This is a genomic window from Kribbella lupini, assembly GCF_039529595.1.
Lineage (GTDB): Bacteria > Actinomycetota > Actinomycetes > Propionibacteriales > Kribbellaceae > Kribbella > Kribbella lupini.
In genome coordinates, this window is the sequence record NZ_BAAANC010000003.1 from 135491 (window position 1) to 158057 (window position 22567).

At 68.2% G+C, this 22567-nt stretch carries 18 protein-coding genes; 6 read left to right on the forward strand and 12 right to left on the reverse strand.

Annotated features, from left to right (window positions below; translation table 11 throughout):
• The first annotated feature begins 46 nt into the window (after positions 1–46).
• On the forward strand, positions 47–2551 hold the full coding sequence (locus tag ABD235_RS26795; protein WP_344179027.1) for a DEAD/DEAH box helicase: 2505 nt from the start codon (positions 47–49) through the stop codon (positions 2549–2551).
• Here ABD235_RS26795 and ABD235_RS26800 read toward each other — a convergent pair.
• Positions 2538–3719 (reverse strand): trans-2-enoyl-CoA reductase family protein, encoded by a 1182-nt coding sequence (locus ABD235_RS26800; protein WP_344179029.1) that lies wholly within the window; start codon positions 3717–3719, stop codon positions 2538–2540. The two genes, ABD235_RS26795 and ABD235_RS26800, sit on opposite strands and share 14 nt — an antisense overlap.
• A 94-nt stretch (positions 3720–3813) precedes the next feature.
• Positions 3814–5100, reverse strand: coding sequence for a UDP-N-acetylglucosamine 1-carboxyvinyltransferase (gene murA / locus ABD235_RS26805; protein WP_344179031.1), 1287 nt, complete (start codon positions 5098–5100; stop codon positions 3814–3816).
• A 50-nt stretch (positions 5101–5150) separates the two neighbouring features.
• Between murA and ABD235_RS26810 the strand changes: the two genes are divergently transcribed.
• Entirely contained in the window at positions 5151–5738 is a 588-nt protein-coding gene (locus ABD235_RS26810; protein WP_344179033.1) for a cob(I)yrinic acid a,c-diamide adenosyltransferase, read from the forward strand.
• 334 nt (positions 5739–6072) lie between these two features.
• On the opposite strand, the gene ABD235_RS26815 is transcribed toward ABD235_RS26810, so the two are convergent.
• The 3 genes from ABD235_RS26815 to ABD235_RS26825 form a co-directional block, all read right to left on the reverse strand.
• A complete protein-coding gene (locus ABD235_RS26815; RefSeq protein ID WP_344179036.1) occupies positions 6073–11043 on the reverse strand; it encodes a DUF6531 domain-containing protein in 4971 nt (1656 codons plus the stop codon).
• 376 nt (positions 11044–11419) lie between these two features.
• A complete protein-coding gene (locus ABD235_RS26820; protein WP_344179039.1) occupies positions 11420–11803 on the reverse strand; it encodes a hypothetical protein in 384 nt (127 codons plus the stop codon).
• On the reverse strand, positions 11796–12215 hold the full coding sequence (locus tag ABD235_RS26825; RefSeq protein ID WP_344179042.1) for an Imm7 family immunity protein: 420 nt from the start codon (positions 12213–12215) through the stop codon (positions 11796–11798). Before ABD235_RS26825 ends, ABD235_RS26820 begins: the two co-directional genes overlap by 8 nt.
• Positions 12216–12414: 199 nt before the next feature.
• On the opposite strand from ABD235_RS26825, the gene ABD235_RS26830 reads away from it, so the two are divergent.
• Positions 12415–12714 carry a hypothetical protein gene (locus tag ABD235_RS26830; protein ID WP_344179044.1) on the forward strand — a complete coding sequence of 100 codons (300 nt, stop codon included), beginning with the start codon at positions 12415–12417 and terminating at the stop codon, positions 12712–12714.
• A complete protein-coding gene (locus ABD235_RS26835) occupies positions 12711–14360 on the forward strand; it encodes an amidase (protein WP_344179046.1) in 1650 nt (549 codons plus the stop codon). Before ABD235_RS26830 ends, ABD235_RS26835 begins: the two co-directional genes overlap by 4 nt.
• Before the next feature lie 171 nt (positions 14361–14531).
• Here the strand turns inward: ABD235_RS26835 and ABD235_RS26840 are convergent, their stop codons facing one another.
• Together ABD235_RS26840 and ABD235_RS26845 are read right to left on the reverse strand one after the other, a co-directional pair.
• Positions 14532–14954, reverse strand: coding sequence for an Imm7 family immunity protein (locus tag ABD235_RS26840; RefSeq protein ID WP_344179048.1), 423 nt, complete (start codon positions 14952–14954; stop codon positions 14532–14534).
• Positions 14955–14966: 12 nt separating this feature from the next.
• A complete protein-coding gene (locus ABD235_RS26845; protein WP_344179050.1) occupies positions 14967–15827 on the reverse strand; it encodes a helix-turn-helix transcriptional regulator in 861 nt (286 codons plus the stop codon).
• 70 nt (positions 15828–15897) lie between these two features.
• On the opposite strand from ABD235_RS26845, the gene ABD235_RS26850 reads away from it, so the two are divergent.
• Entirely contained in the window at positions 15898–16650 is a 753-nt protein-coding gene (locus tag ABD235_RS26850; protein WP_344179051.1) for a phytanoyl-CoA dioxygenase family protein, read from the forward strand.
• Here the strand turns inward: ABD235_RS26850 and ABD235_RS26855 are convergent.
• Together ABD235_RS26855 and sppA are read right to left on the reverse strand one after the other, a co-directional pair.
• Positions 16622–17797, reverse strand: coding sequence for a serine hydrolase domain-containing protein (locus ABD235_RS26855; RefSeq protein WP_344179052.1), 1176 nt, complete (start codon positions 17795–17797; stop codon positions 16622–16624). The two genes, ABD235_RS26850 and ABD235_RS26855, sit on opposite strands and share 29 nt — an antisense overlap.
• 75 nt (positions 17798–17872) lie before the next feature.
• Complete coding sequence (sppA, locus tag ABD235_RS26860; protein WP_344179053.1) at positions 17873–19531, reverse strand: signal peptide peptidase SppA; 1659 nt, start codon at positions 19529–19531, stop codon at positions 17873–17875.
• A 109-nt stretch (positions 19532–19640) separates the two neighbouring features.
• Here sppA and ABD235_RS26865 point away from each other — a divergent pair, with 109 nt between their 5' ends.
• Positions 19641–20165: a pyridoxamine 5'-phosphate oxidase family protein gene (locus tag ABD235_RS26865; protein ID WP_344179055.1), complete on the forward strand. Its 525-nt coding sequence runs from the start codon at positions 19641–19643 to the stop codon at positions 20163–20165.
• On the opposite strand, the gene ABD235_RS26870 is transcribed toward ABD235_RS26865, so the two are convergent.
• From ABD235_RS26870 to atpD, 3 genes are all read right to left on the reverse strand, one after another.
• Complete coding sequence (locus tag ABD235_RS26870) at positions 20162–20593, reverse strand: DUF2550 domain-containing protein (RefSeq protein ID WP_344179057.1); 432 nt, start codon at positions 20591–20593, stop codon at positions 20162–20164. The two genes, ABD235_RS26865 and ABD235_RS26870, sit on opposite strands and share 4 nt — an antisense overlap.
• 104 nt (positions 20594–20697) lie before the next feature.
• Complete coding sequence (locus ABD235_RS26875; RefSeq protein WP_344179059.1) at positions 20698–21102, reverse strand: F0F1 ATP synthase subunit epsilon; 405 nt, start codon at positions 21100–21102, stop codon at positions 20698–20700.
• A gap of 7 nt (positions 21103–21109) precedes the next feature.
• Positions 21110–22564, reverse strand: a complete 1455-nt coding sequence (gene atpD / locus ABD235_RS26880; protein WP_344179061.1) for a F0F1 ATP synthase subunit beta — start codon at positions 22562–22564, stop codon at positions 21110–21112.
• Between the last annotated feature and the right edge of the window lie 3 nt (positions 22565–22567).

Sequence of the window (22567 nt, forward strand, 5' to 3'; positions counted from 1 at the left end):
TGCCACCTGCAACGGCTTTTCGCGCCGTACGGGACAATGGTCGGTGATGACGCTGACCGAGAAGCTGCCGGACTCCACCGAACCCGACGCCCTGTACGACGCCTTCGCCACCTGGGTGGGCACGCAGGGCATCTCGCTGTACCCGGCGCAGGAGGAGGCCCTGATCGAGGTGATGACCGGGTCGAACGTGATCCTGTCCACCCCGACCGGTTCCGGCAAGAGCCTGGTCGCCACCGGCTCGCACTTCGCCGCCCTGGCGAACGGCAAGCGGACCTTCTACACCGCGCCGATCAAGGCCCTGGTCTCGGAGAAGTTCTTCGCCCTGTGCGACGTGTTCGGCGCCGACAAGGTCGGCATGCTGACCGGCGACGCCTCGGTCAACGCCGGCGCCCCGATCATCTGCTGCACCGCCGAGGTGCTGGCGAACGTCGCGCTGCGCGAAGGCGCCGCCGCCGACGTCGGCCAGGTGGTGATGGACGAGTTCCACTTCTACGCCGAGCCCGACCGCGGCTGGGCCTGGCAGGTGCCGCTGCTCGAGCTGCCGAACGCGCAGTTCATCCTGATGTCGGCGACGCTCGGCGACGTCGAGCGGTTCAAGGTCGACCTGAGCCGGCGTACCGGTCGCCCGACTGCGATCGTCTCGTCGGCCGAGCGCCCGGTCCCGCTGATCTACAAGTACGTCACCACTCCCCTGCACGAGACGCTCCAGGAGCTGCTGGTCACGAACCAGTCGCCGGTGTACGTCGTGCACTTCACCCAGGCCTCGGCACTGGAACGCGCGCAGGCGCTGACCAGCATCAACGTCTGCACGAAGGAGGAGAAGGACAAGATCAAGGAGCTGATCGGGCACTTCCGGTTCAGCTCCGGGTTCGGCCGGACGCTGCAGCGCCTCGTCATGCACGGCATCGGCGTGCACCACGCGGGCATGCTGCCGAAGTACCGGCGGCTGGTCGAGCAGCTGGCCCAGGCCGGCCTGCTCAAGGTGATCTGCGGGACCGACACCCTCGGCGTCGGCATCAACGTCCCGATCCGCACCGTCGTACTGACCGCGCTGAGCAAGTACGACGGCCGCCGGCAGCGCATCCTCAAGGCCCGCGAGTTCCACCAGATCGCCGGCCGCGCGGGCCGGGCCGGGTACGACACCTCCGGCACGGTCGTCGTCCAGGCGCCGGATCACGTGGTCGAGAACGTCAAGGCGATGGCGAAGGCCGGCGACGACCCGAAGAAGCAGCGCCGCGTGCAGCGCAAGAAGCCGCCGGAGGGATTCGTCACCTGGGGCGAGGACACCTTCGACCGGCTGGTCGCGGCCGACCCCGAGCCGCTGCTGTCGAAGATGCGGGTCAGCCACGCGATGCTGCTGAACGTGATCGCCCGCGACGGCGACGCGTTCGCGAGCATGCGGCACCTGCTGCAGGACAACCACGAGGACGCCAAGGCGCAGGTCCGGCTGATCCGGCGCGCGATCCAGATCTACCGCACGCTGCTGACCGCCGGCGTCGTCGAGCGGCTGGACGAGCCCGACGAGTTCGGCCGCACGCTGCGGCTGACGGTCGACCTGCAGAAGGACTTCTCGCTGAACCAGCCGCTCTCGACGTTCGCGCTCGCGGCGCTGGACCTGCTCGATCCCGAGGATCCCTTGTACGCGCTGGACGTCGTCTCGGTCGTCGAGGCGACGCTCGAGGACCCGCGCGCCGTCCTGATGGCCCAGCTGCACCACGCCAAGGGCGAGGCCGTCCAGTCGATGAAGGCCGACGGCATCGAGTACGAGGAGCGGATGGAGCTGCTCGACGAGCTCAGCTGGCCGAAGCCGCTCGAAGAGTTGCTGCAGGCAACGTTGGAGATCTACCGGCAGACCCACCCGTGGATCGCCGAGGCCGGGCTGTCACCGAAGTCGGTGGTCCGGGACATGTTCGAGCGGGCGATGACGTTCGGCGAGTTCGTCCAGTACTACGGGCTGGCGCGCTCCGAGGGCATCATGCTGCGCTACCTCAGCGACGCGTACAAGGCGTTGCGCCAGACGGTCCCGCCGGACAAGGTGAACGAGGACCTCACCGACCTGATCGAGTGGCTCGGCGAGGTCGTCCGGCAGACCGACTCCAGCCTGCTCGACGAGTGGGAGGAGCTGACCAACCCGACCACTCAGCAGGTCGAGGCGCCGTCGGTTCCGCTCGGCCCGCGCCGGATCACCTTGAACACCAGGGCTTTCCGGGTCCTGGTCCGCAACGCGATGTTCCGCCGCGTCGAGCTGGTCGCCCTGCACCGCTGGGCCGAGCTGGGCCAGCTCGACAACGAGTCCGGCTGGGACGCCGGACGCTGGGCCGAAGCCGGTACGGCGTACTACGCCGAGCACTCCACGCTGGGCACCGGACCCGCCGCCCGCGGCCCGGCGCTGTTCATGGTCGAGGAGCACCCCGGCTACTGGGAGGTCCAGCAGATCATCGACGACCCCGAGGGCAACCACGACTGGCGCATCACCGCCACGGTCGACCTCGCAGCGTCCGACGAAGCCGGGGAGCTCGTGCTCGAGATGGTGTCCTTCAAGCCGTTGTAGGCCACTCCACGTCGACCTCGGTCTCGGCGTCGTAATCGACGCCGTCCACGTCGAAGCCGTACAGGCGTCGTACCTCGGCGAAGAACCAGGCCGCGTCGGCCACGGTCGCGATGTTGTCCTGGGTGACGGCGTCCCACTGCTCCTTGACCGCGGCCTGGACGGCCGGGTCGAGCTCCCAGCGGTCGAGGCGCAGCCGGCCGTCCTCGTCCAGGTCGGGGGTCTGCTCGCCGGTCAGCTGGTCCCAGAGCGCGATCGACTGCTGGATCGGAGTCTGCATCTTCTCGCCGAGCACCTTGTGCAGCAGGCTCACGTACAGGCCGATGCCGGGGATCGCCGAGCTGGCCTGCGTGACGGCCGCGCCGTTGACCGAGGTGAACGCGCGGACGCCGTCGCGCTCGGACAGCTCCTTGGCCGTCTGCTCCAGGTGCGCCTTGGCCGCGCCGATCGAGCCCTGGCGGTAGATCGGGCCGGTCAGCTCGCTGCCGATGTAGGTCAGCGCGACGGTGCTGAAGCCGTCGTTCAGCAGCTTGCGCTCGGCCAGCGCGTCGACCCAGCGGGTCCAGTCCTCGCCGCCCATCACCTGGACGGTCTCGGCGATCTCCTCGTCGGTCGCGACGTCGAGACTCGCCTCGGTCAGCTGCGGCTCGCCGTCCTCGAACGCGATGCTCTTGGTCGTGTACGGCGCGCCGATCGTCTTCAGCGCCGACTGGTACGTCGTACCGGTGCGCGGGTCGACCCGGCGCGGAGCGGCCACGCTGTAGATCAGGTAGTCGACCGCGCCGAACTCCTTGGCGACGAGGTCGAGCACCTCGTCCTTCGTGGTGTCGGCGAACGCGTCGGCGTTGACGAAGTGGAACTTGCGACCGGCCTGCTCGGCGTACTGGGCGGTGGCTGCGGTCCGGTACCAGCCGGCGGTCGCCGTACGACGGGCCGGGCCCTTCTCGAAGGAGACGCCGACGCCGTCGATCCCGTACCGCGCGAGCCCGGCGATCGTCGCCGCGAGGCCGTAGCCGGAGCTGGAGCCGATCACGAGCGCGACCGGGTGCTTGTCCGGCGTACGGGCCTCGACCTGGGCGGTCAGGTCCCGCACCAGCTGCTCACACCCGGCAGGGTGCGAGTCGAGGAACAGGAACCCACGGCCGACAGGCTTGATCACACGCTCAGTCATGCGGACGACCCTAACCTGCCCCAGCAGCTACCCGCCGGTCACCGCCGGCTCCCGGCGACGCCGCTTCGGGGGCGCGGGGCTCTCCCCCTCCCCTTCAGTTCCAGTACAGCTCGGCGTCTTCCGGCTCCACGGTGACGTCGGCACCCAGGCGCCGCAGGTTGCCGGCGAAGTCCGTGTAGCCCCGGTGCACGTGGTGCGCGGCGGAGACCAGCGTCTCCCCCTCGGCCGCCAGACCAGCGATCACCAGCGCGGCCCCCGCGCGGATGTCGCTCGCGACGACCGGCGCCCCGGACAGCCGCGGGACGCCGCGGATGACCGCGTGGTGCCCGTCGGTCTGCACCTGCGCGCCGAGCCGCGTCAGCTCCTGCGCGAACGTGAACCGTCCCTCGAACAGGTTCTCCGTCACCATCGCGGACCCGCTGCTGACCGCGTTCATCGCGATGCAGAACGCCTGCAGATCGGTCGGGAAACCCGGGTACGGCAGCGTGACGACGTCGACCGACTTCGGCTGGTTCGCCATCCGGACCCGGAACCCCTGCTCGAGCACGTTGATCTCCGCGCCCGCCTTGTGCAGCTTGTCGAGCACGAGCTCGAGGTGCTCGGCGTGCCCGTTCGTCACCGTCACGTCGCCCTTGGTGATGGCGGCCGCGAACGCCCAGCTGCCACTGACGATCCGGTCCGGTACGACGACGTGGTCGACCGGCTGCAGCAGCCCGTCCACGCCGGTGATCTCGATCCGCGGCGACCCGGCGCCCTCGATCTGCGCGCCCATCTCGACCAGCATCGCGGCGATGTCCTGGATCTCCGGCTCGCGCGCCGCGTTCTCGATCACCGTCGTGCCCTTGGCCAGGACGGCGGCCATCATGATCGTCTCGGTCGCCCCGACGCTCGGGAAGTCCAGCCAGACCTCGGCGCCGTGCAGCCCCTGCGGCGCCTCGGCGACCACGAAGCCGTGCTCGATGTGCACCTTCGCGCCCATCGACTCCAGCCCCGCGACGTGCATGTTCAGCCCGCGCGAGCCGATGTTGTCGCCGCCGGGCAGCGCGACCTCGGCCTGACCGCACCGGCCGAGCAGCGGCCCGAGCACCGAGATCGAGGCCCGCAGCTTGCGCACCAGCTCGTAGTCGCACTGATGGCCGATCTCGGCCGGGACCGCGATCGTCGCCGTACCGGCGTCGCCGTCGACCTTCACCGAGCAGCCCAGCGTGTCCAGCAGCTGGGCCATGAAGGTGACGTCGAGGATGCCCGGCACCTGCCGCAGCGTCGTCGTCCCTTCGGCCAGCAACGCGGCCGCCATCAACTTCAGCACGCTGTTCTTCGCGCCCTGCACCTCGACCGACCCGTCGAGCCGTGCCTCACCCGAGATCCGAAACCGTTCCACCCGCCGACTGTAGCGCCCCGGTGTCGCGGGCTTGCGTAGAGTGCCGTGACATGGCTGTGAACTTGACGCGGATCTACACCAGGACCGGGGACGCCGGCGAGACCCGCCTGGGCGACATGAGTACGACGACCAAGACCGACCCGCGGCTGGCGGCGTACGGCGAAGTGGACGAGGCGAACTCCACGATCGGGGTCGCGATCGCGGCCGGCCACCTGAACTCGGCGATCGTCGTCCTGCTGACCAGGATCCAGAACGACCTCTTCGACGTCGGCGCCGACCTGTGCAACCCGATCCAGCCGAACCCGGAGTACCCGCCGCTGCGGATCACCCAGGACTACGTCGACCGCCTGGAAGCCTGGTGCGACGAGTACAACAGCCGCCTCACCAAACTCCGTTCGTTCATCCTCCCCGGCGGCACCCCCGGCGCGGCGTACCTGAACGTCGCCCGCACCGTGGTCCGCCGAGCCGAACGCGCCGGCTGGACCGCCGTCGAAGCCCACGGCCCGTCGATCAACCTGCTGGCCATCACGTACCTGAACCGCCTCTCCGACCTCCTCTTCATCCTCGGCCGAGTAGCCAACCTCTCCTCCGGCGGCGACGTCCTCTGGGTCCCCGGTGGAGACCGCGAGAAGCAGTAGCCGACTCCGAGCGGCGCGGGAGCCCGACGTACCAGGCATCGCCCTCGCCACTCAGCGCCGAACGACTGACCGTCGCGATCCAAGCAGTCGGTCCGGCGGTTGACCGCCCGCCCGGACGACGGCTCATAAAACCTCGCCAGCTCTGTTCAAGAATCCCCGTAGTACCTCAATCGGAATACTAAACGACTGTTGCGAAATAAACGTCGTGCGACGAGAAATGTCATCTCGGTAAATTACGGCGAGAAGATTTTCGGCTTGATCATACAATTCCAAACCCATACCGTCCCGGCCATCAGCCACATCGCTCGCCAGAACCATAGAATACCCTTCGGAACTATCGTTCAACGAACCCAAGGAACTTACCCTTCATGTCGTAGCTGGCGCCTCGGCCAGACGAATCCCAGATTCGCAGCTTACCATTGATGACTTGCACTTGAGCCGGATTGCGCAGGATTTCCTCAAGGACACCGATTCCCTGCTCGTTCCGCGCAGATGCTTTGCCTGCCGATTTTGGGAACTTCGGATTTTCGCGATCCCCGTGCTTCTGCAACGCTCGCCCCGCTATGGTCAACCCATTACGGTCAGGCTTCGCCCCGGCACTGAGAAGATCCTCGACACTGTGACCTCCCAGCTGAGCTCCGGACCTGCCGAAGATCTTTGCAGGAAAAGTCAGAATTGCTTTGGCCCCGAATTTGCAGGTCGTGATGCCGACCCCAGCCGGAACAGGTGTGAAGAATTCGCCAACCCGTGTGCTGGTTTCTGTGCCGTCGACACCGACCAAACGGTCTGTGGCGCCGTAGAACAGCGTCGACGAGTCCAAGCCGATCTGGGCGTACAGCAAGTTGATTTGCTGCTGGACCGGAAGCTGCTCCGATAGTTGGGCAGCGCCACCCACGATCCCGACACCAAAGTTCTTGTACGTTTCGCCCTTGCTGAGCGCTCCGATGAAGTCGTCCAGGAATTTCGGGGACAGGCCGCTGGGGTCGGTGTAGAAGGTCGGACGCTGGTCGGCGTACACGTACGACGAGACGTACGGATCGGTGATCGCCGGCTGGAGTGGGTCCGGGGCGGTGAACATGCCCCAGAGGTTGTAGTCGCGGGCGCGAAGGTGGTAGTCGCCGGTGGTGGATTCGAGGTGGGCGCCGGTGTAGGCGAACTCGGGGACCTCGGCAACGGTCTGGAGCTTCGTCGCCTCCGTGCGGACGCCGAAGGGCTCGTAGGCGTAGCGCCAGCGGGCACCGCCGTTGCCGTCGGCTACGTCGACGACCGAGCCCATCGCGTCGTGCATCATGATCGAGCTCGGGTAGGACTTGCTGGGGTGCTCGACCGACATCGGCATGCCGTCCGGCGTGTAGCGGTAGCGCCAGTAGCTGTTGTCGGGTTGCGTGATGATGTTGAGCATCGGCAGCTCGTTGTTGACGTCCCACGACATCCGCTTGGTGCCGGCCGTGGTGGTCGCCGTACGGCGAAGGTCGAGCGCGTCGTAGGTGAAGGTGGTGCCGCTCATCTTCGTCAGACGACCGAGCACGTCCCATTCGCGGGAGTCCTGCAGCAGGCCGTCCGCGTTGTAGGTGAGGTTGGTGGTCCCACCCGACTGGTTCGTCCGGGTGACCATCTGGTCGGCCGCGTCATAGGTGCTGGTGATCGTTCCCGGGCCGGTGGTGCCGACGCGGGTCTCGGACAACCGGTTGCCGACCCCGTCGTACGCGTAGGTGATCTTCTTGGTCGCCGCGGCACAGGTCGTGGCCTCGAGACAGTAGTTGGCGAGCCTGTTCACCTGGTCGTACTGCAGTGCCTCGTTGTAGACCGTCGTTCCACGCGTCCGCTTGATGACCGCCGGGTTGCGCGCCGCGTCGCGGACGTAGTCGTACCGGCTGAGCGGCGTAGAAACTCCCGCCTTCTGGTTGATCACCGCCGAAATGTCACCGGTGCGGTCGTAGCTCCGGGTTTCGGAGTAGCCGCTCGCGGTCGGGTAGGTGACCTTGGTCAGGTTGTCGTCCGCGTCGTACGCGAAGTTGGTGGTCTGTGCCAGGGCGGTCATCGACGAGATCCGACCGTCGGCGTCGAACGCGTAGTCGGCCTGGCCGCCACCCGGGTAGAGCCGCGACTTCACGGCTCCGAAGTCCGTGTAGGTGTAGACGTAGTTGCCCTGCGGCTGGGTAACGCCGGTCAGCTGGTTCAGGCCGTTCCAGGTCTGGGTCGTCGTCCCGGTCGCATCCTTGTACGACGTCAGCCGATCGTCGTTGTCGTAGGTGAAGGTCGAGCTCGACGCCGCGGACGCCGTGGTGACTGCGGTTCGCAGCCCACGACCGTTGTACGACTGCTTGACGGTCCATGCCGCAAGGTCACCTGTCGCGTAGCCCCGGGCCTTGACGATCTCGGTGACGTTGCCGTCTTCGTCGTACCCGTAGGTCTGCTTCCGGTCGAGTGGGTCGATGGTCGAGACCAGGTCACCTCGGGCGTTGTACCCGTACTTCGTCACCGCCTCCTTGGCGTCCTTACGCTCGACCAGATCGCCGTACGCGTCGTACGTGTAGGACGTCGGCGCGCTCGCCGCCGACGTCACGGTCGTCAACCGCTGCAGCCCGTCGTACCCGTAGGACGTCGTGAACCCGCGAGGGTTGCGCTCGGTCAGCCGGTTGTTGCGGCCGTCGAAGGTGCTGCTCGTGATCCGGCCGAGCTGGTCCTTGACGGTCGTCTGGTTGCCGGCCGCGTCGTACCCGAAGGTGGTGGTGTAATCGGCCGGTGTGCCGCCCGAGACGTTGCCCCTTGGACTCACCTGGGTGAGCTGCCGGCCGTCGCCGTCGTAGGTCCAGCGGGTCACGGAGCCGCCGCTCGGCGACGTCATGCTGAGTCGCGCGCCGTCGGGGTCATAGGTGTACCGCGTCGCCTGAAGTCCTGGCAGCGCTTCGCTGAGCACACGGTTCGCGCCGTCGTACGTGTAGGTCGTGACCTTGCCCGCATCGTCGACGGATGTCAGAACGTTCCCGTTGCCGTCGTATGTGTGGTCGGTCGTGTTGCCGAGCGGTGTGCTCTTGCGAGTGACCCGATTGAGCACGTCGTAGGTGAACTGCGTGTACCCGCCGTTCGGCGCAGGTTGGTACTCGTACTGTCGGTTGCCGTTGGCGTCGTACCGGTATTCCCACTTGTACAACGACTCGGTCGCACCCGCGACGTTGCCGCGGGGAGTCGTCATCGCCGTCAACCGCCCGACCCGGTCGTACTTGAAGGTGGTTTTGGCGCCGGTCGCGTCGGTGGACGACTCCTTGTTGCCGGCCGCGTCGTACGTGAGGGTCTCGACGATCCGGTCACGGTTCTTGGTCTGGAGCGGGCGGTTCTCCGCGTCGTAGGTGTAGGTCTCGCTCTTCAGCACCGTCCCACCAGCGTTGGCGACCTGCAGTGTGGCGAGGTTCCCGACCGCGTCGTACGTGTTGCTGGCGACCGTTCCGTCAGGTGCTGTGGTGGTCGCGACCTTGTCACCCGGTTCGTAGGTGAACTTCGTGGTGAACGGTTCGGCCTGGGAACCACCGGCGCTCCCGCGTGGATCCGTTCTCGTCAGAAGCCTTCCGCTGCCGTCGTACGACATCGTGGTCGTCAACCCGGCCGGCGACGCCTCGGAGGTCAGGTTGCCGTCAGCGTCGTACTCGTTGGTCCAGATGTACCCACGCCCGGTGCTTCTTGTCTTCAGCTGACCGGTTGCCGTGTACGTGAAGTTCTTCGTCCCCTGGTCGGGTGCGACCAGTTTCGTGAGCCGGTTGGCAATGTCGTACGTGTTCGTCGTGATCTTGCCGCGGCCGTCGGTGTAGGTGAGCACGTTGTCGGCCGCGTCGTACGTCCATTTCTCGACCGTCGACAGCGGCGCCGGAGCAGTGCGCGTCAGCATGTTGCCGCGGGCGTCGTACGTCATTGTCGTGGTATTACCGCGGGGGTCTGTGGTCGAGGTCATGTTGAGCTTGGCGTCGTACCCGTACGACGTGTGCCCGCCCTGAGCGTCGGACGTGCCCACCAGGACGTTGCCGAGGTAGTGGTCAGTCCACTGCCCACCATCAGGACGGATCGTGGTCGTCCCCAGCAACGGGTCGTAGACGTACTGCGTGACCTTCCCCCGCGGATCGGTCTGCTTGACGACCCGCCCTTGTGAGTCGTACTCGTTCGCGACGCTGTGCCCCAGCGGATCGGTCACGTTGTTGAGGCGGCCGGCTGTGTCGTAGGCGTACGTGGTGTTTCCGCCACGCACATCGCGAACGCCGGTGAGCAGGCCCGCCGTGTAGTTGTACTGAACAAACCGCCCGTCGGGGAGTTCGACCTTCTGCAGACGTCCTTCGGTGTCATGCGTGAACCGAACGACACGACCGGCCGCGTCTGTCACCGTCGACAGCGATCCGCCGGAGTGGGCGAGTTGAAGACCGACTCCAGAGTTGTCGAGCAGAGCCTCGAGCTGTCCTGTGGAGGTGAAGCGCGCGACGCTGTGGTTGGGCTGCCGGACCTCGAATTTTCCGTCGGCGAGCTTGACCAGCTCAGCTACGACGCCGGTCCCCTTGGTGTACGTGCCGTCGGTAGCTCGGGTGTAACCCGCCTGTTGCCCGTCGATTCCGACGTACACGACCGACGCTCCACCACCGGCGATCTCGAGGCGGCCTTCGTAGGCGTGGTTCCAGCCCTTCCCGAGCGCTCCCACGTGATCGCTGGCGGAGTTGTAGCTGCGGAGCAGGACGAACGCCGTACCCGGACCGGCCAGCTGCAGGTCGGTGACCGACTTGGTCTCGTTGCCGGTTGCCGTGTTGACGGGGTACCCGCGGGACACGGTCGGGTTCTTCGAGCACAGATCGCACCCTGACCCCAGGGTCGCCAAATCCGAGACCTTCGTTGTCACCGGTACGACGTACATCGGGTCAGCACTCGCCAAGGCACCGCAGCCGTCGCGCAGAATGAACCGCACGGTGTTGTCACCGGGCTCCAGAACGCCGGACAGGTGCAACGGGCCGGCCGGCGTCACCCAGCCGATGCAGTTGTCGCTGAAGTCGAGGGTCTTGCTGATCGTCGAGCCGTCCGCATGGGTCACCTCGACCGTCAGGACGTCGTCGACCCGAACAGCGCCGTAGCCCGTGGCGGCTCGGGAGATCGCCAGAGTCTCCGTTGCGTTCTGGTTGATCGTCAGCGTCTTGTCGAGGATCACCTCGCCCCGCGTGACGCCCCGCTCCGGGATGGCGGGCGTGACCTGGACCGCCGCCTGCTGGCTTCCCGCGATGCCGGCGAAGCGATAGTCGTAGCTCGTCCCCTTGCCGGTCGGAATCGCGTCGGGCACCTTGCCCGAGGACTGCGGCGCGGAGGGTCGCGCGCTCGGCCCGGGCGTCGGCTGGTCGCTGCACCGATTGCCGGGGCCGCCAAACCCGAGAACAACAGGCTGATTCCGATGAGCAGCAGAACGGCTCGACGTACGATCAACATTTCATCCCCCACACGACATGGACGGCTGTCCGCAACATTCTGCGGACTGATCCGCCTTGCCGGTGATGGCTCGGAAATGTCAAAAGCTGCAAACCTGGAGGCGTTCAGGTGGCTGGCACGAGGGGAACGTGCGCGGTTTCCCGACTATTCACCGATTGCTCTCCTGGCGCTCGCGGAACGCGGTGGGCACCTCATCTCTCACCGCCCGAGCAGCATCCCGCCTGATCGGCCCGTCACTCCTCGTCCGGGCGGTCGTCGGAGTAGGTCCAGGTCACGATGCCCGCGCCCAGCCGCGCCAGGCAGGCCACGAGTTCCGGTGTGAACGTCGAGACATCCTGCCCTCGCCTCGGTCTCCAGCCGATCACCACATCCACTTCCCCCTCCTCGGGCACTGCAGCAAAGCGTTCCTTGTTGACGGTGAGGAACGCGCTCAGCGCATCGAGATGCTCGTTGAGCATCAGGTCCTTCGAGACCGGCACGTCGTAAGTCCAAACCGCCGGATGCCGAGAGGACGCCTTCACCGCGATTCCCAGGTGTTTGGAGATCTCATTGCAGGTGAGCCCTGGAACACGCACCCGAACAGCGACCGTCGCCCAAGCATCGGGATCGTCAGCCATCCGGCATCAACTCCTCGTCGTCGATGACACGGGACACCGGCGACAGGAACGGGTCGACGCGGATGCTGAGCTTGCTGCGGGCCAGGACGGTGACCTTGAAGGCGTCGTGGCCGGGGAAGTCGGTGCGTTCGTCGTCGAACTCGTAGATGAGGCCGTACGAACCGGGGAGCAGGCGGACGACCTCGCTCACCAACGAGTCGATGATGCCGAGCTCGTGGGCGCGGGGGCGGTTCGCGTAGCAGGTGAGCGTCACGTAGTACTTGCCGTTGAGGATGCGGAAGTCGGCCTTGATCGTGTGCGCGTCGAACCCGGCGATCAGCTGCTCGACGCGGAGGGCCTTCTCGTGCACCTCGGCGAACTCCCAGTCGTCACCGGCCTCTTGCAGGCAGAACCACAGGTTGACCTCGTACATGGTGGTCAGTGTTCAGGACTGTGGGGCTGGTGGCGATTGGGTTTGGGTGCGTTCGTCGACCCAGATGGTCGTGACGGAGCGGGGTGGGGCGGCGACGTGGGGTGCCGTAACTCGGGTGCGACGTCGGCGAAACGTGGGGGCATTGACGGCGTGACACAAAGAGGGCGCGACTTCCGCCACGTACCGCGAGGAGCCTCTTGTGAGCTTGAGTCAACCCACCGACGCCGAGCTGGACGTGATGATCCGGGCCCGGCTCGCCGTCCTCGGTATCGACCTCGACCAACTGCCCGCCGGGACGGCCGCCGATCCCGAGACCGGCAGCCCCGGGCGGGACACTGCCCTGGCCGGGCTGCGCAGTTTCGTCCGGACGACGATCCTGCCGCTCGCCGCGTACCAGTTCGCCACCACCGGCCCTGCCGAGGACCTGCCCGCGCTCGCCCAGCAGGTCGGGGTTCCGGCCCTGTACCCGTCCATCGACCGCCGCCGGCAGGACGCATGACCGCCCGCGAGCTGACCACCACGTCGCCGGATGCCGGGCCGATGGATGCCCGGGTCGATCGACGGTCCTTCCTGTACCGCGCGAGCGCGCTCGCCGCCGCCACCGCGGTCGGTAGCGTCGCGCTCCCCGCCGTCGCCCATGCCGGCCCGGCGCCGAGCACAACGCCGACGCTCGTCGACGTCCCCGCCCGTCCGGAGGCGATCACCGACGTCAGCGAGTTGACCATCGCCGAGGCCGCGACGCTGATCCGCAAGGGGCGGCTCACGCCCGAGCGGCTACTCGCGGCGTACCTGGAACGGATCTCGGCGTTCGACGACGTCTACCAGGCGTTCAACCTGGTCCTCGCCGACGAGGCGCTGGCTCGGGCCCGGACGCTCGGCCGGACCCGCGGGGGCGCGCTGCACGGCATTCCGCTCGCGATCAAGGACAACTACTACACCCGCGGCATCCCGACGACGGCGAACTCGTACCTGTTCCAGAAGTTCGAGCCCCCGTACGACGCCACCGCCGTACGGCGGCTCACCGCGGCCGGCGGGATCGTGCTCGGCAAGACCCAGATGGGACCGCTCGCCACCACCCGCGCGACCACGCCCGACGGCCGGATCACCACCGTCAACGCGTGGACCCCGGCGGATCCGCGGACCGATCCGGGCGGTTCGTCGTCCGGTTCGGCCACCGCGGTCGCGGCCCGGCTGGCGACGTCGAGCGTCGGGACCCAGACCGGTGGCTCGATCACCGCGCCGTCGAACGCGCAGAACCTGACCGGTCTCAAGCCGACGATGGGCCGGGTGTCGCTGCACGGGATCGTGCCGCTCAGCTACACCCGCGACCACCCGGGCCCGCTCGCCAGGAACGCGATGGACGCGGCGATCATGCTCACCGCGATGGCCGGCGAGGACCCGGCCGACCCACGCACGCAGGGCCTGCCGCCGGTCCCCGACCTGATCACCGCGGCGACGCCGGTCGTCCGCTCCCGCAAGGTCCGGATGCGCTGGCGAACCCGCGTCGGCGTGATCCCCGACTACACCAGCGGTACGACGGAGGCCGCGGCAGCCCGGCGTACGGCGCTGGCCACGTTGGCCGGAATCGAGGGGCTGCAGGTCGTCGACGTGACCCTGCCGGACGAGTGGGACGTGCTGACGAACTCGGCGTTCAACAACGTCCGGCTGCCCGAGCGGAGCGAGCCGTTCCTGCCGATGCTGCGATCCGACCTGCGCGGCTTCGGGGTGTCGGTGATGGGCTGGCTGCAGGGCGCCATGCTCGGCGCGAACGAGTACCTGATCGGCCAGCGCGCCAAGGTCGTCCTGCTGCAGCGCGTGCTCGACGACCTGTTCCAGCAGTGCGACGTGGTCGTCCAGACCAGCCCGAACCCGTTCGACGCGATCGGCCTGCCGGAACTGGCGCTGCCGATCGGCTTCACCACGGCGGGCGTCCCGATCGGCACGATCCTCGGCGGCAAGCCCTTCGGCGAGGACCGCCTGCTGGCCGTCGCCGCGGCGTACCAGGCCGTCACCGACTGGCACCACCGCCGCCCGGCCGACCCGAAGCCGGCCACCGGCGTACTCCGCACCCCGGACCACCGCGACGCACTCCCCACCGACCGAGGCCGAATCACCGCCGAACAGGTCCCCGACCTGATGCAGTAACAGGCGCTCGAGCCCGGCCGTCCTTGGACGGCCGGGCTATCCGGTCCAGGTGTCGATCCGCAGGACCGCGCCGAACCGCCCCAAAGGCCCACCATTCCCAACCGCCCGGCGATCTCCTCGCCACTGAAACCTGTCGCGAACACCCGCACCGACGTCATCGCCCACGGCGGTTCATCCGCCATCCGACATTCCCTCCTCGTCGTCGACGACGAGGGACACCGGTGACAAGAACGGGTCGACGCGGACGCTGAGCTTGCCGCGGGCCAGGACGGTGACCTTGAAAGCGTCGTGGCCCGGGAAGTCCGTGCGTTCGTCGTCGCGCTCGTAGATGAGCCCGTACGAGCCGGGGAGCAGGTGGACGACCTCGGACACCAACGAGTCGATGATGCCGAGCTCGTGGGCCCGTGGGCGGTTCGCGAAGCAGGTGAGCGTCACGTAGTACTTGCCGTTGAGGATGCGGAAGTCAGCCTTGATCGTGTGTGCGTCGAACCCGGTGATCAGCTGCTCGATGCGGAGGGCCTTCTCGCGCACCTCGGCGAACTCCCAGTCGTCACCGGCCTCTTGCAAACAGAACCACAGATTGACCTCGTGCATGGAGATCAGTGTTCAGGGCTGTGGTGCTGGGGGCGACTGGTTTCGGGTGCGGTCGCGGTACTCCGTGGGGGTCAGGCCGACGAGCGTGCGGAAGCGTCTGGCGAAGTACGTCGGGTCCGGCCAACCTACGGCGGCGCCTACTCGGGATGCGGGGAGGGACGACTCGGTGAGGAGGAGGGCGGCTCGTTCGGCGCGGAGGCGGGCTAGGTAGGTGAGGGGGCTGAGGCCGGTGTCTCGGCGGAAGAGGCGGGTCAGGTACGCCGGGTCGAGGTTGGCTGCCGCGGCGAGATCGTCGAGGCGCCAGGGGGCGGCCAGGTCTGATTCGTAGCGGGTGATGGTCGCGGTGACAGCTGGGTGGAGCAGCGGCGTTGCGGCGGCCGTCGGGCGGCCGTCGGAGAGGGTGCCGAGGATGGTGACCAGGTGGCCGAGCAGGCGGCCCGGGCCACCTGGCTGAGCTGAGAGGGCGGCGATCTGGGCGATCGCCTCGTCGGCGGCGTCGGGGGTGACCTCGGTGGTCGCTACGCCGTGCGGGCCCGCGATGGGCGTCGTCCACAGGAGGTCCCTGAGTGCCGGGATCTGTTGCAGGGCGGAGAGTTCGGCACGGAGGCCCCGCGGGGAGATGCAGCAGTTCGCAACGGTCAGGTCGTGGCAGTCAGCGAAGGCATGCCATGGCCCGGGACGGAGGATCAGCACCTGGCCGTGCCGTACGGCGGCCGAACCCTGACTGGTCTGATGGACGCCGCGACCACGCCCGATGACGGCGATCTCGAGGAAGTCGTGGGCGTGCGGCGCGACGCCTGAGGTCAGCACGTGGACGCCGCCCCAAACAGGGCCGCCCTGGAAGAGAGTCGCCTCGTGCAGAGTCTCCGGCATGTCAGGATCGTACGATGCCCGGCCCGGATCGGCCTGGCCCGAAGCCCTCACAAACGAGCACGCTGGAGGCATGACAGACATTGTTGCGGAGTACCGCGTGAACGGATTTGTCCGAGTCCCCGGCGTCCTCACCCTCGACGAGGTCGAGCACTACCGCACGAGAGCCGCGGCGTACCTCGAGGAGCACCGCGCCGACCGCCTCCAGCAGGACGCGATCTTCAGCCAGCTCGTCAACGTCTGGCGCCACGACGACGTCCTCAAACAACTCACACTGCACCCGAAGATCGCGGCCACCGCCGAGCAGCTCGCCGGCTTCCCGCTGCGGATCTGGCACGACCAGATGCTCGTCAAGGAACCGAACAGCAACGCCGCCACCCACTTCCACCAGGACCGCCCGTACTGGCCCCACACCAACGACCGGCTCCCGCTCTCCGCCTGGATCGCGCTCGTCGACGTACCGCCCGAGCGCGGCTGCATGACCTTCCTGCCCGGCACCCAGACCATCACCGACCTGCAACCCCAGGACCTCCGCAACGAGGAGGACCTCTTCACCCGCGCCCCCGAACTCCGCTGGGCCCCGCGCGTCACCCTCCCCCTCAAGGCCGGCGACTGCACCTTCCACAGCGGCTTCACCGGCCACATGGCCCTCCCGAACACCACCGACCAGGCCCGCTTCGCCCACGTCAACATCTACATGGACGCCGACACGGTCTACACCGGCGCACCCCACCCGGTCACCGACCCGCTGAACCTGAAGCCAGGCACCAACCTGAACGGCGACGACTTCCCAAGCGTCACCCGAGCAGAGGCAGGGCGGCCGTGACGAGGTCGGACGCGATGGCCCCGGCGTTCTTGTTGCCTTCGGCCACCAGTACGGCGATCGCGACCCGCCGCTCGGGGATCGCCACCAGGATGCTGCAGTGGTCCGGGAAGTTGCCGTCGTGCCCGTACGCCGGGGAGTTGCCGAACCGCAGCGAGAAGCGCCTGGTGCCGAGCCCGTAGTCACCGTCTCCTGCGGTCATCGTGGTGACCAACTCAGGCGGGAGCACGCGACCGCCGTACAGCTGGTAGCCCCAGCGGGCGACGGTCGGCGCATCGGCGGTGGCGCCGCCGTTGGCTGCCTCCGCACTGGCGATCGCCCGGCACGGCAGGAACCCGTCGAAGGCCGGTCCGCAGACCGGGTTCCGGGTCCGGGCGATCGGCGGTCGCGGCTTCTCGCCGTCCTGGAAAGCGATCCGCGGCAGTCCGGCGGGCTGGGCCAGATCGCGTCGCAGTACGGTCGCGAGCGGTTGCCCGGTGACCTTCTCGATCAGCTGGCCCAGCAGCACGTAGCTCGGGTTGCTGTAGTCGTAGGTCCCCGGCCGGCTGATCGGTGTGGAGACGTGCGACAACGCCTGCTCGGCGGTCCAGTGCCGACCGGGCGCTGCACCGAGCGCGCGATCCAGCGTCGCGTAGTCGCCGGGCCCGTAGTCCGGTACGCCGGACGTCATGGAGAGGTGTTGCCGCACTGTCGCGTTGTTCGCCGTCAGCCGGTGCCGCACGTACTGCGTCAGCGGCGCGTCCAGGTCGAGCTTGCCTGCCCGGGCGAGCAGCAGGACCTCCGCCGCGACGAACGTCTTCGTGACGCTGGCGATCCCGAGGCTCGTGACCGGAGTCAGCTTGGTCCCGGTCGCGTCCGCCCCGGCGGCACCCGACCAGCTCCACTGGTCGGAGACGATCGCGGCCGTCACCCCGCGAGCGGCGACCTCGGCATCCGGGATGGCGGCGTACCGGCTAACGACCTGGTCGAGCACGGCCTGCAACTCCTCCGCGTCGGCCGGGCTCAGCACGGTGGTCGCCGGATCGGGCGCACGCTGGGTGGGCGGTGCCGCGGTCGGGGCCGGCTCGTCCCGGGCCAGGCTGGTGCAGCCGGTCAGTGCCACTGTCGCGGCACAAACAGCTGTCGTCAGAACCCGGTGCAGCGCCCCCATCTTCCGATGGTCTTCCCGCTGTCGGCGCAGGGCCAGAGCTCGTGCCGGCCGGTCACGCCTTAGTCGTACTGCCGGTCAACCGATCTTCCACGTGAGCGGCATCGACAGTACGCCGGTCGGCGGCAGGCCGAGAGCCGTCAGGGCGGAGGTCGCCACGCCGTCGAGGGTCAGGGGCTGGGTGGTGACGGCCAGGTCCTCGGTGGAGGTCGGCGGGCGGAGCCGGTCGAGGAAGGAGCGGCTGGGGACGTTGGCGAGGGCGATCTCGTCGCGGTCCAGGCCGGCGCGTGAGCAGGCGAGCTGGAGCGCGTGCTCGAAGCCGCCGAGCTCGTCGACCAGGCCGCGCTCGTGGGCGTCGGCGCCGGTCCAGACACGGCCGCGGGCCAGCGCTTCCAGCGCGTCGACGGCCAGGCCGCGGTCGTCGGCGGCCTTCGCGACGAAGTCGGTGTAGATCCGGTCGAGGGTCTCCTCGAGCCGCTCCCACTGGGCCGGGGAGAACTCCTCCTGCGCCGAGTACATCCGGGCGTTCTCGCCCTCCGACACGGCCTGCTGGGTGATTCCGATCCGGCCGAGCGCGTCCCGGACGACGCCCTTGCCGGACAGGACGCCGATCGATCCGGTGATCGTGCCGGGCTGCGCGACGATCACCTCGGCCGGCATCGCCACGAAGTACCCGCCGGACGCGGCGACGCTGCCCATCGACGCGATCACCGGCTTCCCGGTCGCGCGCAGGCGCAGCACCTCGAACCGGATCGCGTCGGAGGCGACGTACGAACCACCCGGGCTGTCGATCCGCAGTACGACGGCCTTGACCTTGTCGTCGTCGGCGGCGGCGCGCAGCGCGGCCGTGACGGTGTCCGAGCCGGTCCGCGGACCGCCGAGCGGCCCGCCGCCGGAGTTCCGGCCGACGGTGATGCCGCCGCTGACCCGGATGACCGCGACGACCGGCTTCGGCGGCCACGGGAGGTTGTCGAGCGCGTCGTGCAGCGTCCGCGGGCCGCGCCGCTGGTACCGCTCGACGAGCAACGGGGTCGTCTCACCGAGCCGCTTCTCCAGCTCGTCGTACACGGCCGAGCGGTACCCGAGCTGATCCACCAGCCCGGCCTCGCGCCCCGCCTCCGCGCCCAGCGGCGCCCGGTCCACGATCGACCGGACCTGCTCGACCGTCAGCGACCGCCCCTCGGCGATCCCGGCAACGATCTGCTCGTACGCCGACTCCGCCAGCCGCGACGCCATCTCGCGCGCGGGCCCGGTCATCTCCTTCTCGGTGAAGGTGTCGACCGCGGTCTTGTACTCCCGGCGCTTGCCGAACTGCGGGATCACGCCCGCCTTGTCCAGCGCACCCCGGACGAAGGTCGCCTGAACCGAGACCCCGGTGATCCCCAGCTCCCCCGACGGCTGCACCCAGATCTCGTCGAACGCCGTCGCCAGGTAGTACGGCACCGTCCCGCCGCCCACCTCACCGAACGACTCGGTCCACGCCACAGCGCGCTTCCCCGAAGCCCGGAACCCGGCCACGGCCGCCCGCAGGTCCTGCACCTGAGCCAACGACAAGGCCGGCCCACCCACGTGCGCGACCAGCCCCACGACGTGCTCGTCCTGAGCCGCCTTCCGCAGCCCGGCCACCAGCTCCCGCACGGTCGGCAGATGCCGAGCCCTGAACGCCGCCAACGGCGACCCGGGCGCCGTCTCCAGCACACCCCGAGTCAGATCCAGCTCCAGCAAGATGCCCGTCATACCCCGACCCTAGACCGGCGGTTCAACCGGCCGTGCGCACGCGGACGAAACTTCCGGCGGTGGGTAGGTACCGTGATGAGCACGCAACGGCGTGTGCAGGGGAGACCCCATGACCGGCAGGATCGAGAACCAGCCCGAAACAACCCTTGGACCGTTCTCCGCCCCAGGAGCGACGACAACACCTTGGGAGCTGACCGCAGAGGCATTGCGGCGGACGCAGAAGTTCTCCCTCGCCACGGTGCGTGCCGACGGGCGACCGCACGTGACGCCGCTGCTCGCGATCTGGGCGTTCGGCGCGATGTGGTTCGCCACCGGGGAGAACGAGCAGAAGGCGAAGAACCTCGCCGGCAACCCGCACTGCATCCTGACCACCGGCACGAACACGCTGACCGGCACGGACTACGTGATCGAGGGCGAAGCGGCGCTGGTCGCCGACCCGGACGACCGGAACGCCGTTGCGGAGGCGTTCGAGCAGGCATACGGGTGGCATCTGACCCGCGAGGACGGCACCTGGTACCGGATGGGTGACGCTCTCCGGTCCGGTGAGGTCCAGCTCTACCGCGTCGGGCCGACTGTCGCCTTCGCGTACCAGAACGGCACGGAGTTCTCGCAGACCCGCTACAGCTGGGCCTAGTGGTACGTCTGGCTGCTGGGGGGTGCGGATTCCATCCAGGCCAGTACGCCGGTGAGGGCTTCCTCGGTCATCGCGAAGTGGACGGTGCGGTCGCGGAGCTCGGCGTCGACGATGACGTGGCCGGCGTAGGTCACGAGGGGTTCGTTGCCGACCGGGCGGCGGGTGGTGACGCCTTGCAGCTGTCGGCGGTTGACGACGAGCTTGGGCCACCAGGCCAGGCTGAAGACGCGGAACCACTGGAGGTCGTCGCCGACGTAGCGGGCCAGGCCGAGGGCCCAGCCGCGGCCGTGGTCCTTCTCGGCGAGTTGGAGGCTGCAGTCGAACGTGCCGCCGTCCCTGGACAACCAGCGACGACGGCACGCGAAAGCGACGACCAGCAGTACGGCAGCAAGGAAACAGACCCCGACCACATCGAGGACTGTCCTCATATGCCGACCTCATTCCTGATGCCGGCGACTGAGCGGCACCTACTCCGAACCAGTTGGCCCAGAACCGTACTGACTGTGACGATGTTCAATTATTGCAGGTGCGGTCAGGACACCTGTTCGGCGGCCCGCACTCTGGCCTCGGCCAGGCGGACCAGCTCCTGCTCGTCGGCACTGTCGGTGCCGGCGGCCTGAGCCTGCTCGAGGGCGCGCTTGGCTTCCTCGAGATCGATGTCGTGACCCATCTCGGCGTTCTCGGCCAGGATCGAGACCCGGTCGTTGGCCACCGAGATGAAGCCGTCCGGTGCGGCGGCGACGAAGTACTCGTCGTCGAGGGTCCGCACCTGGACGGTCCCGCCCTGCAGCAGTCCCAGCAGCGGGGCGTGACCCGGGAGGATGCCGACGTCGCCGTCGGTGGTGCGGGCGATGACGATCTTCGCCCGCCCCTCCCAGACCACCCGCTCGGCCGCGACCAGCGCGACCTCGAGGTGCTTGCCGGTGTCCTCGGCCATCAGATGGTCAGAGCTCCTTCTGGAGCTCGGCCCAACGCCGCTCGACGTCGTCCAGCGACCCGGTGTTGAAGAAGGCCTGCTCGGCGATGTGGTCGGTCTCGCCCTCGGTGATCTTCTTGAAAGACTCGATGGTGTCCTTCAGCGGCACCGTCGACCCCGGGGTGTTGGTGAACTTCTCCGCCATGTAGGTGTTCTGCGAGAGGAACTGCTCGATCCGGCGCGCCCGCGCGACGGTGATCTTGTCCTCTTCGGAGAGCTCGTCGACACCGAGGATGGCGATGATGTCCTGCAGTTCCTTGTTCTTCTGCAGGATCTGCTTCACCCGGACGGCCACGTCGTAGTGCTCCTGGCCGATGTACTGCGGGTCGAGGATCCGCGACGTGGAGGTCAGCGGGTCGACGGCCGGGTACAGACCACGCGACGCGATGTCACGCGACAGCTCGGTGGTCGCGTCCAGGTGCGCGAACGTGGTGGCCGGCGCCGGGTCGGTGTAGTCGTCGGCGGGCACGTAGATCGCCTGCATCGAGGTGATCGAGTGACCACGCGTCGAGGTGATCCGCTCCTGCAGCACGCCCATCTCGTCGGCCAGGTTCGGCTGGTACCCCACCGCGGACGGCATCCGGCCGAGCAGCGTGGAGACCTCGGAACCGGCCTGGGTGAACCGGAAGATGTTGTCGATGAAGAGCAGCACGTCCTGCTCCTTCACGTCGCGGAAGTACTCCGCCATCGTGAGGGCCGACAGCGCGACCCGAAGGCGCGTGCCCGGCGGCTCGTCCATCTGACCGAAGACCAGCGCGGTGTCCTTGAAGACGCCGGCCTCCTCCATCTCACCGATCAGGTCGTTGCCCTCACGGGTGCGCTCACCGACCCCGGCGAACACCGAGGTGCCACCGAAGTTGTGGGCGATCCGGTAGATCATCTCCTGGATCATGACGGTCTTGCCGACGCCCGCACCGCCGAACAGGCCGATCTTGCCGCCCTGCACGTACGGCGTGAGCAGGTCCAGCACCTTGATGCCGGTCTCCAGCATCTCGGTCTTGGACTCGAGCTGGTCGAAGGCCGGGGCCTTGCGGTGGATCGGCCAGCGCTCGGCGATCTCGAACTCGGACTCGTCCTGGTTCAGGCACTTGCCGGTCACGGACCACACGCGGCCCTTGGTGACGTCGCCGACCGGGACGGAGATCGCCGCACCGGTGTCGCGCACCTCGGCACCGCGGACCAGGCCGTCGGTGGGCTTCATCGAGATCGCCCGGACCATGTTGTCGCCGACGTGCAGCGCGACCTCGAGGGTGATCGTCGTGGTGACGTCGCCCAGGGTGATGTCCACCTCGAGCGCGTTGTACATGTCCGGCATCGTGTCCGCGGCGAACTCGACGTCGACGACCGGGCCGATCACCCGGGCGACGCGACCGACGCCGCGAGCGCCCGCCTCGTTGTTGTTCTCGGTAACCGTGGCAGTCATCTC

Coding starts and splice junctions, on each gene's coding strand:
- ABD235_RS26855 (WP_344179052.1), bottom strand. CDS start 17,797: ATGGGGGCGCTGCACCGGGTTCTGACGACAGCTGTTTGTGCCGCGACA.
- ABD235_RS26820 (WP_344179039.1), bottom strand. CDS start 11,803: ATGGCTGACGATCCCGATGCTTGGGCGACGGTCGCTGTTCGGGTGCGT.
- ABD235_RS26870 (WP_344179057.1), bottom strand. CDS start 20,593: ATGAGGACAGTCCTCGATGTGGTCGGGGTCTGTTTCCTTGCTGCCGTA.
- ABD235_RS26845 (WP_344179050.1), bottom strand. CDS start 15,827: ATGCCGGAGACTCTGCACGAGGCGACTCTCTTCCAGGGCGGCCCTGTT.
- ABD235_RS26850 (WP_344179051.1), top strand. CDS start 15,898: ATGACAGACATTGTTGCGGAGTACCGCGTGAACGGATTTGTCCGAGTC.
- ABD235_RS26825 (WP_344179042.1), bottom strand. CDS start 12,215: ATGTACGAGGTCAACCTGTGGTTCTGCCTGCAAGAGGCCGGTGACGAC.
- sppA (WP_344179053.1), bottom strand. CDS start 19,531: ATGACGGGCATCTTGCTGGAGCTGGATCTGACTCGGGGTGTGCTGGAG.
- ABD235_RS26840 (WP_344179048.1), bottom strand. CDS start 14,954: ATGCACGAGGTCAATCTGTGGTTCTGTTTGCAAGAGGCCGGTGACGAC.
- ABD235_RS26865 (WP_344179055.1), top strand. CDS start 19,641: ATGACCGGCAGGATCGAGAACCAGCCCGAAACAACCCTTGGACCGTTC.
- ABD235_RS26810 (WP_344179033.1), top strand. CDS start 5,151: ATGGCTGTGAACTTGACGCGGATCTACACCAGGACCGGGGACGCCGGC.
- ABD235_RS26795 (WP_344179027.1), top strand. CDS start 47: ATGACGCTGACCGAGAAGCTGCCGGACTCCACCGAACCCGACGCCCTG.
- ABD235_RS26835 (WP_344179046.1), top strand. CDS start 12,711: ATGACCGCCCGCGAGCTGACCACCACGTCGCCGGATGCCGGGCCGATG.
- ABD235_RS26875 (WP_344179059.1), bottom strand. CDS start 21,102: ATGGCCGAGGACACCGGCAAGCACCTCGAGGTCGCGCTGGTCGCGGCC.
- atpD (WP_344179061.1), bottom strand. CDS start 22,564: ATGACTGCCACGGTTACCGAGAACAACAACGAGGCGGGCGCTCGCGGC.
- ABD235_RS26800 (WP_344179029.1), bottom strand. CDS start 3,719: ATGACTGAGCGTGTGATCAAGCCTGTCGGCCGTGGGTTCCTGTTCCTC.